Consider the following 19,064-nt stretch of genomic DNA (forward strand, 5'->3'; position numbering starts at 1 on the left):
ATTCTTTTTACTAATTACTAATTACTGATAGCTGAATGCTTAAAATTGATTTCCATTCTTTCACAACATTAATTGGAACTGAAATATCAATAGACTTCGCACCAGGTAAAGGTATTGCTAAATTTAAAGGTTCGGTCGGTAATTGGGGCAATATTTCAGTGAGATCATATTGACCAATTGTAGGGGCTGGTGCTTCATCTAAAAATATATCATGAGCGTTCCAAATTTGACCAGTTTTTGAGGTAATTCTTAACGGTTGGGGGTGAATTAATTCCGCAGAACCAGGAAAACCAACTAAGCGCAAATTAATCTTAGATGTTTGCCCAGGGTAAACTTGTTTAAACAAAACAACTTGCCAAACTTTACCTAAGTGATCATCTAATTTTGTGAGTGAGCGATAAAGAACTTCTTCCGGTGCTGGTTCTATTTTGGTGGTGATAGCAATAGCACTTTTCCAAGTTACACTTCCTAAACCCAGGAATATACAAATTGTCAATATTCCCACTATTAAGAATTTGCCCATTTTTAACCAAATCAGATACAACATGAAATTTCATTTTTGGTGAGTAAGTGATTATTGAGTTAGCTATTACTTCAGATAATTACTAAAAGCTGAAAGCTGATTGCTAATTGCTGATTGCTAACTTAATAATTCCATTCTTTCTTAGTTCTAGCATTAACCAAAAATTCAATTTTACCCCGATCATGTACCATTTCTCCCACACTAGAACCTTGATAGAACAGCGCACCTGTGGGACAAGCATTAATACATTTACCACAGGAAGTACAGGTTTGAGAAGTTCCCCAAGGCTGATTTAAATCAGTAATTACGTGAGATTTTGATCCTCTACCTGCCATGTCCCAAGTATGTGCGCCTTCGATTTCATCACACACACGAACACAGCGAGTACAAAGCACACAACGATTATGATCTATGCCAAATCTATCATGAGAAGTATCAACAGAACGTTGAGGATTTTGATATTCTAAACGTACATGATCCATGCCCATTTCTATAGCTAAATCTTGTAATTCACAATTGCCATTAGCCACACAAACAGAACAAATATGATTACCTTCGGCAAATAACATTTCAATAATTGTGCGCCGATATTTTTGGAGGCGATCGCTATTTGTATTCACCTCCATTCCTTCAGAAACTTTGGTAACACAAGCTGGTAAAAGTCTATTCATCCCAGCAATTTCTACCAAACACAAACGACAAGCACCCACATCTCCCACACCTTCTAAATGGCAAAGTGTAGGAATATGTATACCCGCTTCCTGTGCTGCTTCTAGTAAGGTTTCATCCTCACGGGCGCTGATCATTTGCCCGTTAATTGTTAATGTTTTTACTGTCATACGAATTTTAGATTTTGCAATTAGTAATTATCAATTGTCAATTGTCAATTATCAATTATCAAAGCCAAATACTCATCTCGAAAATATCGCAAAGTGCTAAAAACTGGATTTGGTGCAGACTGTCCTAAACCACATAAACTGGTATATTTCACCATGTCACACAATTCTTCTAATAATTGCAAATCAGCTTGTGCAGCTTTACCATCACCAATCTTCACTAATAAATCATGGAGTTGCACAGTTCCCACCCTACAAGGAATACATTTTCCACAGGATTCATCCATACAAAATTCCATGAAAAATCGCGCCACATCTACCATATTTGTGGTTTGATCCATGACAATCATGCCACCTGATCCCATCATTGATCCCAAAGCAGTTAAGGATTCATAATCTACAGGTGTAGCAAATTTTGACGCTGGTATACATCCTCCAGAAGGTCCTCCAGTTTGTACTGCTTTAGCAATACCACCATCAGGAACACCACCACCCATTTCTTCCACAATTTCTTCTAAAGTTGTCCCCATAGGTACTTCTATTAAACCTGTATTGCGGATTTTTCCAGCTAGTGCAAAAACCTTTGTTCCTTTACTTTTTTCTGTGCCAATACTCGCAAACCATTCCGCACCATTTCTCATAATTGGCGCAATATTTGCAAAGGTTTCTACATTATTAATTAAGGTGGGATAACCCCATAAACCAGATTCCGCCGGATAAGGTGGCCGGGGGTTAGGAACACCACGTTTACCTTCAATAGAAGCCATTAATGCTGTTTCTTCACCACAAACATAGGCACCGGCACCAATGCGAATTTCGATTTTAAAATCAAAGGGTGATTCAAAGATTTGTGAACCTAAAAGTCCTAATCTTTGGGCTTGGCGAATGGCAGTTTCTAATCTTTTAATAGCGGTGGGATATTCTGCCCTCACATAAATATAACCTTGACTTGCGCCCACAGCATAAGCAGCGATCGCCATTCCTTCTAATACTCTATGAGGATCACTTTCTAATACACTCCGGTCCATAAATGCACCGGGATCACCTTCATCCGCGTTGCAAATAACAAACTTTTTCTCACCTTGAGATTTGGCAACTGTCGCCCATTTTAAACCTGTGGGATAACCAGCACCACCTCTTCCTCTTAAACCACTTTTAGTAATAGTTTCTACTACCTCAGAGGGTTTCATTTCTCTTAACACTTGGTAAAGGGCTTGATAACCATTTTCCACAATGTAAGATTGAATCCTATCCGGGTCAACTTTACCACTATTTTCTAACACAATGGGTAATTGTTTAGTAAAAAATGGTTGGCTCAAATCTTGCTGTTTTAAATCTGTTTCCTTACCCTGTACAGCCTCAATTACTTTTGCTGCATCCTCTGGGGTAACTTGTTCATAAAGTTTCGTTTCTTTGTTGTTTTCTTGATCCACCTGAACTAAAGGACCTTGACAACAAAGCCGCATACAACCCACACCAGAAACATGAATTTCATCCTCTAAACCCGCAGCTTTTACAGATTTTTCTAAGTTATCTTTTACAGCTTGAGAACCAGAAGACAAACAACCCGCAGCAGTACAACAACGAATCTGTACAGGTTTCGCCTGAGAACGTTCTATTCTGGCAATTTCTAATAATTCATTTAGTTCCATTCTGCCATTCTCCCACTTTTTCACAAACTGTTTCTGAAGTTTGATTTCCTAAAACAGCACCATCAAAAACTACCGCCGGTGCAATCCCACAAGCACCTAAACATCTGGCAGTTAACAGGGAAATTTCTCCATCAGGTGTTGTATCTCCGGCTTTAATTTTGGTGGTATTTTCTAAACTTGTTAAAATTGCTTGTGCGCCTTTTACATAACAAGCAGTACCTGTACAAACTACACAATTATGTTTACCTTTGGGGGCAAGGGAAAACAAATGATAGAAAGTTGCTACCCCATAAACCCGACTGGGTGGTAATTTTAATTGGTGGGCAATGTACAACAATAAATCTAGTTCTAAATAACCGAATAATTCCGAAGCCCGATGGAGAATTTCAATCAGTGCATCTTGTTGATATTGATGCCGTTTGATTGTTGCATCCAACATTTTTAAACGTTTATCTCCACTCGGATGAGTAGAGGTTTCTTTAACAGAAGTTGTCATAATGATTGGTAATTGGTAATTGGTAATTGGTAATTGGTAATTGGTAAATTTATTTCTGTCACCTGTCACCTGTCCCCTGTCACCTGTTACCTATTCCCTCAAAATGTATAATATACACAGAACAAGGTGCATGATGTAAAACATAACTACTAACACTACCGATTAAAAATTCTGTGATTCCAGAAAGTCCACGTCGTCCAATCACAATCAAATCCGCATTCCATTCTTTAGCAAAGTTACAAATTACTTTACCCGGACTACCGACATTTTGCGAAAATTCAGTATTAATATTCTCAGCATTTGCTTGGGCGCAGAATGCTTGTAAAATTTCCAAACCTTCGTTTTTATGGACTTCCAGTTTTTGCAAGTACCTTTTCATGCTGTCATCACCCCAGCCTGGATAGTAATCCATCTGAGAAATAACCATTACATCATGAATGCCGTCTTCATCAGGTGATAGAACGTGCAATAGCATTAATTTGGCTGATGTTAACCTTGCTAAAGACAGGGCTTGTTCAAAAACTTGCTTACCCATGTCCGAGCGATCCAATGCAACTAAAATTTTGTTAAACATCGCTACCCCCATCTTAGCTCGTCAATTATTGAAAATAGCTCTTTCTGCTTTCTAGATTCTTGGTTAGTCAAAATATGTTTATTTCATTTGGGTTTCTGGACACTCATCTTCACAATTCCTTAATTTTTCACACCTGCCCTGTGACTTGGTTCTACACTTATGCTTATACGCAAACAATTTGAGGAACTTGTGAGGATAAATTATTGGTACTTCAGTCAGTATTCATCTGAGAAATTCTTGTAAACATTCAGTTGTCAGCCGTCAGCCGTCGGCAATAACCTAAAAACCATCAATAATCAGGTGTTCAAAAATCAAATAGGAGTCCTATAGCTAAATAGTTACGTTTAATTAATATTTAATTAATATTCAATTATTATTTAATTAATATTTAATAATCTACTGTTTTATGACTTATAGCGTTTCCTGCTCTAATGAAGTACACACCAATTTATTCCCTGTTCCCTGTTGCCTAAAACGAAAAAACTTTATACCTCACTAGCATGAGAACGGTTATATTCTGATTTGTGACTACTGAATTATTACAGAATATATATTTTTAGCTTTATATAAATTTATGTTTCTACATCAATGTTAATATTGAATGTATAAAGTTAAACTTGTTTAAATTATATCTAGGAAACCTCAATTTAATATTGAGTTCTTTTCCACTATTACCAGCTTTTAAAGGTACGATATTAGGGAAGCTTTTAATATGAAGATTTTAGTGATCGAGGATGACGAGTTAAATGCCTATGCACTTACCACCTTTCTCACTGAGCAAAATTATGCAGTAGAAGTGGCCAATGATGGTGATATCGGCTGGGATTTAGTCGAAACTTACGATTATGATTTAATTCTTTTAGATGTTATACTGCCCAAACTGGACGGTATTAGTTTATGTAAGAAAATTCGCTCTAGTGGTCGGCAAGTACCGATTTTATTATTAACAGGATGTGATAGCTCTCACGATAAAGCCATTGGCTTAGATGCAGGTGCTGATGATTATGTAGTTAAACCTTTCAATCAAGAAGAACTTGTAGCCCGTGTCAGGGCATTATTAAGACGGGGTAGCATCGCCTCACAACCTGTATTAGAGTGGGGAAACTTACGATTAGATCCCAGTAGTTGTGAAGTAACATATCAGCAAAATCTCCTCTCACTCACACCAAAAGAGTATGCTTTGTTAGAACTCTTGATGCGAAATAATCGCCGAGTCTTTAGCTGTGGCATGATTTTAGAGCATCTTTGGTCCTATGAAGACACACCGGGAGAAGAAGCCGTTCGCACCCACATTAAAGGTTTACGTATGAAGCTAAAATCAGTGGGAGCGCCTCACGATTTAGTAGAAACAGTATATGGTATTGGTTATCGTCTGAAACCCCAGGAAGATGAAGGAGAGCAATTAGGAAATAGGGGAAATAAAAAGACCAAAGAAACAGGAGAAACAGGGGTATTAAAGGATCAGAAAAGCAATTTAAAATCTCAGCCAACTCTTACAGCTATTGGGGAAATTTGGCAGCGATTTCGTGGCCGGGTAGAGGAACAAGTTACTATCATAGAACAGGCAGTACAACAGATTGTAAATTCAAGCTTAAACTCAAGCTTAAACTCAGAAGTGCAAACTGAAAATTCATCACTTGCGCTATCACAGGCTATTAAAGAAGCCCACACTTTAGCAGGATCTTTAGGCACTTTTGGTTTGCCTAATGGTTCAGAATTAGCGAGAAAAATTGAAAAATTACTCAAATATGGTAAAAACCTAACTACAGTTGACACAACCAATCTCAAAAATTGGGTTAAATTACTCCGTCAAGAAATTGATAGCAAAAATCGGGAAAATCTACCCTCTCCCAATAATAACCATAAACATTCTTTAAATTTACCACAACCATTAGACCAAACAACCACTAAAGCCAAAATATTAGTCGTAGATGATGACCCACAAATTTTAGCATTATTACAAACATTACTTACACCTTGGGGAATGGAAATTATTCCACTTAATGATCCCCTGCATTTTTGGCAAACTTGGCAAAGTTTCCAGCCTGATATGCTGATTTTGGATATAGAAATGCCTGGTACAAATGGGATTGAATTATGTCAAATGATTCGCAACGATCCCCAAGGTAGTGAACTACCAATTTTATTTCTTACTGTCCATAATGATGCCGAAATAGTGAATCAAGTTTTTAGCGCAGGTGCTGATGATTTTGTCAGCAAACCCATCATAGGATCGGAGCTAGTTAACCGCATTATTAACAGATTAGAACGGGTGAAACTGTTAAGAAGAATGGAGCAAAATCGAAACAAGCAAGTTAATAACCTAGAAAATAAAAATAGATTTATTCAGGAAAGTTATCACAATTTAGTCGAAGTTTATCCAGAAACAATTTTGATTGTCAGTCAAGATAAATTGGTGTTTGTAAACAGTGCCGCAGTTAAACTTTTTGGTGTCACATCAACAGCAGAATTATTAGGGAAGAAATTTATTGACTTTGTACATCCCGATTTTCAAAGGGAAATGAACAAAGAACTGCAAAACCTCCAAATCAAGAAACAATCAATTCCCTTGCATGAAGTTAAATTGATCAGGTTAGACGGTAGGGAAATTCATGTAGAAATAGTAGTTGCTTCTCTCACCTACAAAGGTCAATCAGCAGCCCAAATATTTGCTCGTGATATTACTCAACGCAAGCAAACAGAATTAGCACTGCACAAAGCTAAAGACGAACTAGAATTAAGAGTAGCAGAACGTACAGCCGAGTTAATTACTGTAAATCATCAATTACAATCACAACTTGATGAAAGACGACGGACACAGGAAGAACTGCGAATTTCTCAAACTCGATTTGAAGGCATTTTAAGTATAGCTGATGATGCCATTATTTCTATTGATAGTAATCAAAAAATTACTTTATTTAATCAAGGTGCAGAAAAGATTTTTGGTTACTCTGCTCAAGAAGTGCTAGGAGAAAAACTAGATTTACTATTACCTATACGCTTTGCTGAACAACATCGCCATCATGTATCTGATTTTGGTAAATCTTCAGGTTATGCTCGCAGAATGGGAGAAAGAAGAGAAATATTTGGTTGCCGCAAAGATGGTACTGAATTTCCCGCAGAAGCTTCTATTTCTAAATTAGAAGTGGGTGAAGAATGTGTTTATACAGTAATATTGCGAGATATAACTGAACGTAGACAAGTGGAAAAAATGAAAGATGAATTTGTCTCTGTTGTCAGTCATGAATTGCGTACTCCCCTAACATCAATTCACGGATCTTTAGGAATGTTAGCTAGTGGTTTATTACCAACAGATTCAGAACAGGGTAAACGCTTATTACAAATAGCCACTGATAGCACCGAGCGTTTGGTGAGATTAATTAATGACATTCTCGACATTGAGCGCATCGAGTCGGGTAAAGTCAAAATGGAACGGGAAACTTGTAATTTAGAAGATTTAATTAACTCGGCTGTGAATATTATGCAGCCTCTAGCCAATAAAGCTGGGGTAAAATTATCTATTTCTAGTGTATCTGTAAAACTCTGGGCTGATCCAGATCGGATTATTCAAACTTTAACAAATTTGTTGAGTAATGCGATTAAATTTTCCACATCTGGGGCTACAGTTTCCTTGCTGACAGAATTAAAAGAAGATGAGGCGCTGGTGACAGTTACAGATACTGGAAGGGGAATACCAGCTGATAAGTTAGATAGTATTTTTGAACGATTTCAACAAGTTGATTCTTCAGATTCACGCAACCATGATGGTACTGGTTTAGGGTTAGCGATTTGTAAGAGTATTGTACAGCAGCACGGCGGACAAATCTGGGTAAAAAGTTTGTTAAACAAAGGTAGTAGTTTTTATTTTACACTGCCAATTTGCCAGATTGACCAAACACCTGAATTAGAAAATTATGCCATTGAAGAAACTGAAGAAATTATCATTACTAATCAGCATTCTTCTTTGGTTTTAGTTTGTGATGACGATGCGGTAATTCGTAGTGAATTAAAAAACTTATTGGAACAAGGGGGATATCGGGTAATTACAGTAGATAGAGGTGAAGAGGCGATCGCTCAAGCCATTGCTAAACATCCCGATGTCATTGTATTAGATTTACTTATGCCCGGTATGAATGGCTGGGAAACAATGGCACTATTAAAAAAACGTCCAGATACTCAGGATATACCAATTGTGATTTGTAGTGTCTACAAACCCAATAAAAATAATCAACCCAGTGCTAATTTTGTTGATTGGTTAAGCAAGCCAGTAGAGGAAAATTCCCTGTTAAATTCCTTGAGAAAAGTTGTATCTGAACCTTCTCGCAAAGTTAAGATTTTAATTGTTGAAGATGATCATGATTTGGCAGATTTATTAGCAACTTTGTTTGCTAGACATGATATTGAAACTTTCCTGGCTAAAACTGGTAGAGAAGCTATTCATCTCAGTCAAAAGGTAAATCCTGATTTACTAATTCTTGATTTAATCTTGCCAGAGAGTGATGGTTTTACAGTTGTAGATTGGTTAAAACAACATAATCAACTTTTTAGTATTCCCGTAGTTGTTTATTCTGCTAAGGATTTGGATGATTCAGAACGCCATCGACTAAAATTAGGACATACAGAATTTTTGACTAAAGGAAGAGTTACTACCCAAGAATTTGAACAACGGGTGATGGATCTGCTACAAAGAATTACCAATAATCATTAGTCAGGAGTCAGATCATGAAAATGATGTTACAATCAACGTCAGTATCTCACATTCCCAATCTAAAATCTAAAATCTAAAATCTAAAATCTAAAATCTAAAATCTAAAATTTATCAGGGGATAGAAATCATGAACAAAAAGCGAATTTTAGTAGTTGATAATGAGCAGTATATTCAAGAAGTAGCTAAAATTTGTTTAGAAACTGTTGCAGGGTGGGAAGTGCTGACAGCTAGTTCTGGGCAAGAGGGAATAGTACAAGCCGAAAATCATCAACCAGATGCGATTTTACTAGATGTCATGATGCCAGATATGGATGGACTTGCTGCTTTTGCAAATTTACAAGCAAATCCAAATACAAAAGAAATTCCTGTGATTTTGTTAACTGCCAAAATTCAAGCTGCTGATCGTCGTCGCTATGCTCAGTTAGGTATGAAAAGTGCGATCGCCAAACCATTTAATCCTCTAGAATTAGCCGATCAAGTCGCATCTGCCTTGGGTTGGAATTTGGAAAACTAACACAAGTAATTGCATCAAATATGAACAATTGACAATTATCTCTCCCTTAAAGTCAGAGAATTTAAAAAGCGGAATTTTTTGCTTTTTTACCCTGTAAATAGGAGGTTTTAAATCTTGAATGCAACAATTAATTATTGAAACAATTATCAATTGTCAATTATCAATTCTCAATTGATAACGACATCGCGTGTAAATTTAATTCCCCCTTTTCAATTGGTGAGAGATAATATTTAAACCATTGACTCGCTAATCTTCCTACTTCTTCCATAGCACCAGGTTCGCTAAATTTGTGACTAGCTTCAGGAATAATTTCTAATTGTTTATGCTGGGTGGGAATTTCTGATATTGCATCCTCATTCATCGCAATTATCGCACAATCATTACCACCAACAATCAATAAAGTTGGAGTGTGTACATAACCAAGACTTTCAATTACCAAATCAGTATAACCACTACGGCAAACTATCGCCCCCACATTCATCGGACGAGCTAATGCAGCTAAAAATGCTGCCCCACTACCTCTATTTACACCAAAATAACCAACTTTTAAATCACGAGTCAGGGTATTTTCAAACAACCAATCTGTAACCGTAATTAACCGCGAAGATAAAAAACTAATATCATAACGAAAATGTTGAGTACGCTGATCAATTGCATCCTCTTCTTCAGTCAATAAATCTATTAATAGAGTTGCCAATCCTTCCTGCTGACGCAACAAATGAGCTAAATAATGATTGCGGTTACTATAACGACTACTACCGGAACAATGAGCAAATACAACAATTCCCTTAGCTTCTGGTGGTACAACTAATTCTCCTTTTAGTTGCATGATTCCTAACTTAATGGTAACAATTTGCTCTAAAACATTCCAAGATTCTTGAGCTTTCATTTGTTTAACCTTTTAGGTAATGGGTAATTGGTGATTGGTGATTGGTAATATCTAAAATCTAAAATCTAAAATCTAAAATTTCTTTCACTTCCTCATCAGTAGTTTGGGAAAAGTCTTCATACCATAATCCAATCGCAGACAGGTATTCTATAATTTGCAAACACACTACTTCATCTACCTCTGACTGCAATTCTTTATAAGTGCTTGCCGGTGCAACTGGTATAGCAACAACTATTTTTTTAGGTTGTTGTTGTTGAAGAATCGCAATAGCAGCACGCATAGTTGAACCAGTAGCAATACCGTCATCTATCAAAATCACAGTTTTATTTTCGACGTTTATAGGTGGAGCATCCCCGCGATAAGTGCGATCGCGCCGCTGTAATTCTTGCAACTCCTCAGCCGCAACTGCCTGAATCGTTTCTTTATCTATTCCCAAAGTATTGATCACATCAGAATTTAATACTCCTATTCCCCCAGCAGCGATCGCCCCCATTGCCAATTCTTTATGACCAGGTACACCCAATTTTCTCACTATACAAACATCTAAAGGTGCATTTAAAGCTTTCGCTACTTCAAACGCCACCGGCACACCCCCACGCGGTAAAGCTAACACCAACAAGTTTTCTTCGTTAGTATAAGCGGTCAAATTTTGCGCTAACATTTTTCCTGCTTCTGTACGGTTGCGAAATCTGCTCACCATCACGATCACCTCCTGATACTGATTTTGGATTTCGGATTTTAGCTGCAAAGATTTTGCATGGGTAACTGATAATTGGTGATTGATAATCAATCTTTTCCCCTAACTATTACCTATGATTTTTGTAAATCTTCGTAACAGACAGAAAACTTTTAAATTTGTGATCCTTGTTGCACTGTTAAAGATACAGCCTATTTTCTTATAAAATCTCGAATCAGTTCATTCCTAATTCCTAATTTAAAAATTCTGATCCTGACTCCTGAATTCTTACAACAAGTTTACAATATTGATACTCAGCGAGTTGATGATTTATTATTCCTGCATATTTCCCAAAAATTGATTAACATAGCCAATATAGCCGAAGTTATATCAGATAAAAACCACAATAGGTATAGATTTAAAATACTCCCCAAGGAAGACTAACTATGTTTCACAAAATTTTAGTTGCTCTCGACAACTCAGAAAGAAGTCAGTATATTTTTGATCAAGCTCTATTTTTGGCTCAGGCAAGTGAGGCAGAAATGATGTTGCTTCACGTTCTATCCCCCTTAGAAGATCCTTACATCAATCCCATATTTTTGCAACCAGAAACAATTTATCCTACCTTGCATACTGAAACTATTAATCAATATATGCAAGCTTGGGATAAACTAAAACAAGATAGACTAGATTGGATGCGATCGCTGACTCAAACGGCAATTAAGGCAGGTGTCAAAACTGAGTTTACCCAAACCGTAGGTGATGCAGGCCGAGTGATCTGTGAATTAGCTTTAAGTTGGCCAGCTGACTTAATTATAGTCGGTCGCAGAGGACGTACTGGCATTAGTGAAATTTTATTAGGGAGCGTCAGCAACTACGTTTTACATCATGCTTATTGCTCTGTTGTCACCATACAAGGCCTCACGCCTCCTACCATAGCAAACACCGAAAATACACAAGTAACTTCCACCTGAAATGATCACAATTTTTTAATATTTTTTTAATATTTGTCCCTGTGCCAACAGGGATCTTGAAATACTCCCAAATTCTGGGTTATCACTTCAATACAAGCCATAAGTCGAAATACACCAGTGCAGGTAAATGAACTACAAAATTTTCCCAAATTTCGATTCAAAATCAAGTATCAAGGCTGGTTTACTCCTCACTACTTACTGTACAGACAGTTAGTCCAAACGTCTCTGTGGACTCCTAAATTCTGCTGTAAGTGCTGTAAGTTAAGTTTATTTGCAACTCGTCTCTTAAGACAGTTTCTTGCTAAGTTTACTACAAATGTTATGAACTTAGCAGCGACTATACTAGATAATAGCAATTTATCAAAGACATCCCAATTTAAAATCTCGAGGCATCAATGAATTTTACTAATCTTCACAAAAAAACAAACGAATATAAAGAACTTAAAGAAAAACCACATTGGCAAGGACCAACTGCAATAAAAACAACTGTCAAAGGTCGAGATATCAAGCCACAAGAGGCTATGAACGATATGAGCATTGGTGATGATCTTAATCGCGGTAGAGTAGCCATTTTTATTGATGGTTTAAGCTTATTTCACTCTGCCTTGCAACTAGGCATTGAAATTGACTATGTTAAATTACTTTGTCGTTTAACTCAAACCTCTAGGCTTTTACGGGCTTTCTTTTATACTGGTGTCGATGCCAGCAAAGAAAAGCAACAGGGGTTTCTGTTGTGGATGCGTCGCAATGGCTATCGTGTAGTCACCAAAGACATACTTGCAGTTTCCGAGAATGGTAAAAAACCCAATCTGAATGTGGAAATTGCTGTGGATATGATTACTCTAGCTCCCTACTACGATACCGCTGTGTTAGTCAGTGGAGATGGAGATTTAGCCTATGCTGTCAATGCCGTTACCAGCTTGGGATCTAGAGTAGAAGTAATTGGTCTACAAAGCATGACCAGTGATAGCCTGATTGATGTGGCTGATTATTTCATTGATTTCGACAGTATTAAACAGTACATTCAAAAAGATTCTCAAGTCGGTTATACTTATCGGTCTTCGTCTACTTCCCAACTTTAAATTCCCATTTAATTACTTTAACTACTGACTCCTCACTCCTGAATTTTGAGGTCAGCATTTTCCCAGCTATTTTGTCTGTTCCAAATTGACTGGTTCTAGTACATCTATTGAGGATGTAGCTGATGCTGCATTTTATTTGCCACTTTTTTAGACCTGTGCTATACCAAAAAAGGAATAGCTGATTAACATTTATATGTATAATTGCTATCCTAACTACCTTATCAATTGATAATTGTCCATTGTGAAAGACTTGGCGCAAGATTTATGCGAGGAAGTAATCAGAACCAAAAAATTATTTAGGAGCGCAAATAGTGACCCAGATCCAATTAACATTAGTGATTAGTTACCTACTAATGACTTGCTATTTTTTTACCAATTGGTTAAAGTTTTCCCTTCTTCACCCTACACATACACCAGAGGATAAATTTTTATCATTTGTTATGTTTGTAATCACTACCATCTTCTGGCCTGTAATTATTCCGATATCTTGCTTCAAAATCCTCAAAAATCGCCAACTGGAATCTAATACTATAATTCCTGTGCTTTTAGCTATTTTTGCTCTTAGCTTTTCCTACTATATCACCTCTCTTTGAATAGTTATCATATAGTGATCCGATTTGATTCATGAATTGTTCGTGGAGGCAGGGAACAGGAAAGAAGGCTTTCAGTATGTACTGAGTTCTGTTCAAAAATCAAATAGGAGTCCTATATCTGTTTGGAAAGGTAACAGGTAACAGGTAACAGGGAACAGAAGGCAAAAGACAAGAGGCAAAATAATTTTAGATTTTAGATTTTAGAGGTTGTTTGAAAACTTTTTCGTGTGGGATTTGACACCCGCAGATCCCCCATTATCCCCCTTAAAAAGCAGGGCATTTTCCAAGTCGGGGGTAAATTGCAAAATCATTTCCCCAAAACCCTTTTCCACAGGTCAATAGAAGCTTTTTTTTCTAATTTTTGATTAGGGTTTGCTGAAAAAGTCTTGTCGTGATGACAGGTGCTACGCCACGGTGACAGTTTCAAGAGTTGGATAGGAACGATTTTTCCTTTGAGTAGGAATTAAATGCAAGGTTTTTAAGTTTCCACCCCGTAAAAGCTTGCACTTTTTTAACTTCCAGCAGGCTAAGACCCTTTACCTGTAATCTTTTCATGTTTATTCAGCAAGCCCTAATTAATATGAAAAACAAGCCCAAATATTGATGGTCAAAAGGTTCTAGCGATCGCAAATTAAGAGAATTAAAACACCCTGCTTTGTAAGGGGGTTGGGTGTATCTCCATGAATTTTGATACTTTTCAAACATCCTCTGAGATTGGAGATAACAAAAACAATCCAAAATCCAAAATAAATAACTCCTGCCTCCTGCCCACTCTAATTATTGGATATTTGTGGGAAAAGTCCCCGGTCGGACAGCAATATTAATACTTTGTCCATTGCGACGTAAATCTAAGCGCAAATTCCCTCCCACTTGTGCTTTTTCCACCGCTTTCTGTACAGCAGATGCTTCTGTTACTACTTCACCGTTTAGCCTTTGAATCACATCCCCAGCACGTATTCCGGCTTTAGCTGCGGGTGAGTCGGGCATGACTCTAACTATTAATACTCCTTGATTTTCATTCACAGTTAAACCACTGTTGGGATCTGAATTAATCCGTTGTTTTAACTCAGGTGTGATCCCTACCATCTGAATGCCTAAATATGGATGTTGCGCTTTACCTGTAGTGATTAATTGATCAGAAATTCGTTTTGCTGTATTGATAGGAATTGAAAATCCTAAACCTTGCGCTCCTTGAATGATTGCTGTATTCATGCCAATTACTTCTCCACGGGCATTGAGCAATGGACCGCCAGAGTTACCAGGGTTAATTGCTGCGTCGGTTTGAATAAATTCTACTCGTTTATCAGGAACACCTACTTGGTTGCTAGAACGTCCTGTGGCGCTAATAATACCTGTAGTTACAGTATTATCTAAACCCAAGGGATTACCAATAGCGATCGCCCATTGTCCCGGTTGTAACTGATCAGAATTACCCAAAGATACAGTCGGTAAATTATTTGCTTCAATTTTTACCACTGCCACATCAGTTAATTCATCTTTTCCTACTACTTTACCTTGAAAAGTGCGTCCATCCTTTAACGTGACTGTCACCCTATCCGCACCTTCCACTACATGAGCATTAGTCAAAATACGACCATCCGCACTTATGATGAAACCTGAACCCGCACCCCTTTCTACCCGGTTTCCTCCCCTTGGTAATCTTGACCCAAAAAACTGCCGGAAAAACGGATCATTAAATTCTTCCGGTATCCTGCTTTGCACAGTGCGAGAAGAGTTAATTCGCACCACCGCAGGTCCTACTCTCTGTACAACCTGAGTCACAAAATTCGGATCTGTGTTTCCTGGTAATGGCGGCGCTGCATTTACACTTTGTACAGCTAGTTTAGATGCCGTTTCAGCCACTTGCTGTTGGTTATTTGCTAAATAGCCTCCTGCAAAAGTCATCCCTGATCCCAGCAACACCAAGGATAAAGAAGCCGCTGCTTTTTTCCAAGGCGCATGATCATGGCTTTTGGTTAACAGATTATCTTTGTCTTGAGGTTGGTTTTGCATTGCTTTATCTGAAAGGATATTTAGAGTTGTTACTAATGTAGATATTTTTTTGGCAGATTTTGTTGCCTAATTCCATCACTGTCAACAGTTTAGCTGCTATTAATCAGCACCAGTATTTAGTGAGATACACCCACAAATGTAAATTTTTCCAAAAAATCTATAAAATCTGTTAAGATTATAGCAACTTACCTAATTTCACTATACAAGACCTACCCAACTGGAAAATTCGGGAAACCGGATAGCGGTTTGTTAAAAGCTGACACCTTGACAAGATTCTATCTCTGATATTAACTTAAAATAACAAACGTTCGATATAAAATAACAAAACAAAAAGAAAACATCAACTATGCCGAAAATTGTGGATCATGAACAATACCGCAAAGAATTACTCGGCAAGTGTTTTGACTTATTTGCAGACAAAGGATATGGCGCTATCACCATGCGGCAAATTGCTAACAGTTTAGGGGTTTCCACGGGTACGCTTTATCACTACTTCCCCAGTAAACAAGCTTTATTTGAACAACTGGTAGAAGAAATTAGTCAGCAAGATGTGATGGCAGCTTTAGCAGAATTAGGAGGGAAAAACAACATTTCAGAAATGATGACAGCTTTGGGTAATTATCTTGTCAATAACGAAGATTACCTAATTAAATGGACCTATGTTTGGGTTGATTTTTGTCAAAATCAAGACTCAAAAACCATGCTTAATAATAGCACAGTTTTTAAACGTGCTAACAAAAGATATCAACAAGCAGCTTGTGAATTTTTGGGTATTGAAGATCAAGTTTTAGCATCATTTGTATTGAGTTTTGTCAACGGTGTAATTCTGGAAAAATTATGGGGTGATGAAACAATTGATTTTATGGAACAGTGCCAACTTTTAGGGGAAATGTTAACAGCTTATTTACAGACAAAGAAAAGGTAAATATCATTAATTGAACGCAGATAAACGCAGATTTTTTTATTGTGTGGAGTCAAAAAAATGAGTTATAAATTATTATTGAAACCAGGAAATCAAGGGTTAATTGTTTTGGTTTTAGTAGCCACCGCTATAACTGCGGGAATTGCAATCTATGGTATTTCTAATTTTAGTAAAGTTGGCAATGCGTCCACTGGAGAATTAACAGAAACTGCTGCTATTCCTAGTAAGGTAACAGCTTTAGGAAGATTAGAACCAGAAACAGAAGTAATTAAGCTATCTGCACCTTTAGCATTAGATGGAGATAGAGTAGAAAAAATCCTCTTTAAAGAAGGTGATATAGTTAAAGCAGGAGAGGTAATTGCGATTTTAGATTCACGGTATAAATTGCAAAATGCTGTCCTCCAAGCTGAGAAACAAGTGAGAGTTTCCCAAGCCAAACTTGAGCAAATAAAAGCTGGAGCTAAAACTGGAGAAATTCAAGCACAAAAAGCTAATATTGAAAGAATAAAAGCCCAGTATGAAGGGGATAAAAATGCTAAACAACAAAATATTGCCAGAATAGAAGCTCAATGGCAAGGTGATAGAATTGCCCAACAAGCAACTATTAATAAATTAACAGCAGAATTAAATAATGCAGAATCAGAATATCAACGTTATCAACAGTTATATTCAGAGGGTGCAATTTCTAATTCTTTAATTGATAGTAAACGGTTAAATGTAGAAACTGCCAAACAACAATTAAGTGAAGCGAAAGCAGTTATTGAACGTATAAATTCTACAGCAACCAAACAATTAGCCGAAGCAAAAGTGGCATTAAATAGAATTAACACTACTAGCAATAAACAAATTAACGAAGCCAAAGCTACACTTAACAGTATTGCCGAAGTTCGTCCTGTAGATGTGAACTTAGCACAAACAGAAGTTGAAAGTGCGATCGCTGATCTTAAACGCGCCCAAACTGAACTCCAAGCAGCATTTATTCGCGCTCCAATGACAGGAAAAATTCTCAAAATTCATACCCGTGTCGGTGAGAAAATAAGTGAATCTGGTATTGCAGACTTTGCACAAACAGAACAAATGTTAGCAGTAGCAGAAGTTTATCAAACTGATATTAATAAGGTAAAGATTGGACAAAAAGCTGTAATTACCAGTCCTACATTTACAGGTGAACTGCGGGGAGAAGTTGCCCAAATTGGTTTACAAGTCAATCGTCAAAATGTGTTTAGTAACCAACCAGGGGAAAATTTAGACAGTCGAGTTATTGAAGTGAAAATTAAACTCACTTCTGAAGATAGTAAAAAAGTTGCAGGTTTTACTAACTTACAAGTACAAACAGCAATTGAATTGTAATGGTGATTGGTGACTGGTGATTGGTGATTGGTGATTGGGTAAAAATAACTAATAACTAACAAATAATAACTAATGACAAATGACTAAAAAACTATTTCTGAAAACGCCTCTTGCTTTGCGTCAGCTAATGAAAGAAAAAACGCGGTTAGCTGTTGCCGTGGCTGGGATTACTTTTGCTGATATGTTGATTTTTATTCAGATGGGTTTTGAAAGTGCATTGTTTGATGCAGCAATTCAACCACATCGCAATTTATCAGCAGATTTAGTATTAATTAATCCTCAATTTAATACCTTATTCTCTGTGAAAAGTTTTTCCAGAGAAAGACTCTATCAAGCATTAAGTTATGATGGAGTAAAATCAGTTAATTCTGTTTATATTGGTACAGGACAATGGCGCAATCCTGAAACACGAATTGATCGAGCTATTTTAGTTTGGGGAGTAGATCCAAATCAACCAGGATTGAAATTTCCAGAAGTGCAAAAAAATAACGATGCTCTCAAACCACTAAATCAAGTAATGTTTGATCAAGCTGGTCGTCCAGAATATGGTGCTGTAGGTGAAATATTCAAAAAAACAGGCAATTTTCAAACAGAACTGAATAATAAATCTGTGAGTGTTAAAGGTGTATTTAGTAATGGTGCTTCCTTTGCTGCTGATGGTAATGTGATTACGAGTGATTCCACTTTTTTGCAATTATTTCCTGAACGTAAACCCGATCAAATTGAAGTAGGTTTAATTAATCTCCAACCAGGTGCAGATGTGGAGAAAATCAAAACACAACTGAGAATAGGATTAAATCCAGATCCTAAAAATCCCTTTGTAGAAATAGGAACACCAGAAGATTTTGCCCAAAAAGAAAAGAATTATTGGGCTAATGGTACAGGTATTGGTTTTATTTTTGGATTGGGTGTAGGAGTTGGATTTATTGTTGGTATTGTGATTGTTTATCAAATTCTTTATTCTGACGTTTCCGATCATCTTCCAGAATATGCAACTCTTAAAGCAATGGGTTATACAGATAGTTATCTTTTGGGAGTTTTAATACAAGAGGCTTTATTTTTAGCTATTTTAGGTTATTTGCCGGCATTTTTTCTTTCTTTTGGATTATATCAACTCACATTTGCAGCCACTATGTTACCCATTTCTATGAAAGTAGATCGAGCAATTACAGTGTTTATTATGACGGTGATTATGTGTAGTGTTTCTGGTGCGATCGCCCTGAAAAAACTTCGTTCTGCTGATCCTGCGGACATTTTTTAAA

15 protein-coding genes are annotated in these 19,064 nt (G+C 37.0%); 7 read left to right on the top strand and 8 right to left on the bottom strand.

Translation table 11 applies throughout. The features are described from left to right. Positions 1-10: 10 nt before the first annotated feature. From IQ237_RS08790 to IQ237_RS08810, 5 genes are all read right to left on the bottom strand, one after another. Complete coding sequence (locus IQ237_RS08790) at positions 11-547, bottom strand: DUF3122 domain-containing protein (protein ID WP_194054205.1); 537 nt, start codon at positions 545-547, stop codon at positions 11-13. Between the two features lie 98 nt (positions 548-645). Further along, a complete protein-coding gene (gene hoxU / locus IQ237_RS08795; RefSeq protein ID WP_194054207.1) occupies positions 646-1,362 on the bottom strand; it encodes a bidirectional hydrogenase complex protein HoxU in 717 nt (238 codons plus the stop codon). 44 nt (positions 1,363-1,406) lie between these two features. Beyond that, positions 1,407-3,011, bottom strand: a complete 1,605-nt coding sequence (locus tag IQ237_RS08800; protein WP_194054209.1) for a NuoF family protein — start codon at positions 3,009-3,011, stop codon at positions 1,407-1,409. After that, the gene (gene hoxE, locus IQ237_RS08805) at positions 2,998-3,507 is read right to left on the bottom strand and encodes a bidirectional hydrogenase complex protein HoxE (protein WP_194054211.1); all 510 of its coding nucleotides are present in this window, start codon (positions 3,505-3,507) and stop codon (positions 2,998-3,000) included. Before hoxE ends, IQ237_RS08800 begins: the two co-directional genes overlap by 14 nt. A gap of 79 nt (positions 3,508-3,586) precedes the next feature. Further along, entirely contained in the window at positions 3,587-4,081 is a 495-nt protein-coding gene (locus IQ237_RS08810) for a universal stress protein (RefSeq protein ID WP_194054213.1), read from the bottom strand. Positions 4,082-4,793: 712 nt separating this feature from the next. Here IQ237_RS08810 and IQ237_RS08815 point away from each other — a divergent pair. Together IQ237_RS08815 and IQ237_RS08820 are read left to right on the top strand one after the other, a co-directional pair. Next, positions 4,794-8,789 carry a response regulator gene (locus IQ237_RS08815; protein WP_194054214.1) on the top strand — a complete coding sequence of 1,332 codons (3,996 nt, stop codon included), beginning with the start codon at positions 4,794-4,796 and terminating at the stop codon, positions 8,787-8,789. A 127-nt stretch (positions 8,790-8,916) separates the two neighbouring features. After that, on the top strand, positions 8,917-9,303 hold the full coding sequence (locus IQ237_RS08820; RefSeq protein WP_194054215.1) for a response regulator: 387 nt from the start codon (positions 8,917-8,919) through the stop codon (positions 9,301-9,303). Positions 9,304-9,463: 160 nt separating this feature from the next. Here IQ237_RS08820 and IQ237_RS08825 read toward each other — a convergent pair whose 3' ends face one another. Further along, a complete protein-coding gene (locus tag IQ237_RS08825) occupies positions 9,464-10,192 on the bottom strand; it encodes a dienelactone hydrolase family protein (protein ID WP_194054216.1) in 729 nt (242 codons plus the stop codon). A 58-nt stretch (positions 10,193-10,250) separates the two neighbouring features. Beyond that, positions 10,251-10,892: a phosphoribosyltransferase gene (locus IQ237_RS08830; protein ID WP_194054217.1), complete on the bottom strand. Its 642-nt coding sequence runs from the start codon at positions 10,890-10,892 to the stop codon at positions 10,251-10,253. A 422-nt stretch (positions 10,893-11,314) separates the two neighbouring features. Between IQ237_RS08830 and IQ237_RS08835 the strand changes: the two genes are divergently transcribed. Together IQ237_RS08835 and IQ237_RS08840 are read left to right on the top strand one after the other, a co-directional pair. After that, positions 11,315-11,842, top strand: coding sequence for a universal stress protein (locus tag IQ237_RS08835; RefSeq protein ID WP_194054218.1), 528 nt, complete (start codon positions 11,315-11,317; stop codon positions 11,840-11,842). A gap of 395 nt (positions 11,843-12,237) precedes the next feature. Then, on the top strand, positions 12,238-12,924 hold the full coding sequence (locus IQ237_RS08840) for an NYN domain-containing protein (RefSeq protein ID WP_194054219.1): 687 nt from the start codon (positions 12,238-12,240) through the stop codon (positions 12,922-12,924). A gap of 1,370 nt (positions 12,925-14,294) precedes the next feature. Here IQ237_RS08840 and IQ237_RS08845 read toward each other — a convergent pair. Next, complete coding sequence (locus IQ237_RS08845) at positions 14,295-15,530, bottom strand: HhoA/HhoB/HtrA family serine endopeptidase (protein ID WP_194054221.1); 1,236 nt, start codon at positions 15,528-15,530, stop codon at positions 14,295-14,297. Between the two features lie 346 nt (positions 15,531-15,876). Here IQ237_RS08845 and IQ237_RS08850 point away from each other — a divergent pair, with 346 nt between their 5' ends. The 3 genes from IQ237_RS08850 to devC all read left to right on the top strand — a co-directional run bounded on the left by IQ237_RS08850 (position 15,877) and on the right by devC (position 19,063). Further along, a complete protein-coding gene (locus IQ237_RS08850) occupies positions 15,877-16,455 on the top strand; it encodes a TetR/AcrR family transcriptional regulator (protein ID WP_194054223.1) in 579 nt (192 codons plus the stop codon). A gap of 57 nt (positions 16,456-16,512) precedes the next feature. Then, positions 16,513-17,802 carry an ABC exporter membrane fusion protein gene (locus tag IQ237_RS08855; protein WP_194054225.1) on the top strand — a complete coding sequence of 430 codons (1,290 nt, stop codon included), beginning with the start codon at positions 16,513-16,515 and terminating at the stop codon, positions 17,800-17,802. A gap of 79 nt (positions 17,803-17,881) precedes the next feature. Then, positions 17,882-19,063 carry an ABC transporter permease DevC gene (gene devC / locus IQ237_RS08860; protein WP_194054227.1) on the top strand — a complete coding sequence of 394 codons (1,182 nt, stop codon included), beginning with the start codon at positions 17,882-17,884 and terminating at the stop codon, positions 19,061-19,063. Position 19,064: the final 1 nt, after the last annotated feature.

It is taken from the genome of Sphaerospermopsis sp. LEGE 08334 (assembly GCF_015207205.1).
GTDB lineage: Bacteria > Cyanobacteriota > Cyanobacteriia > Cyanobacteriales > Nostocaceae > Sphaerospermopsis.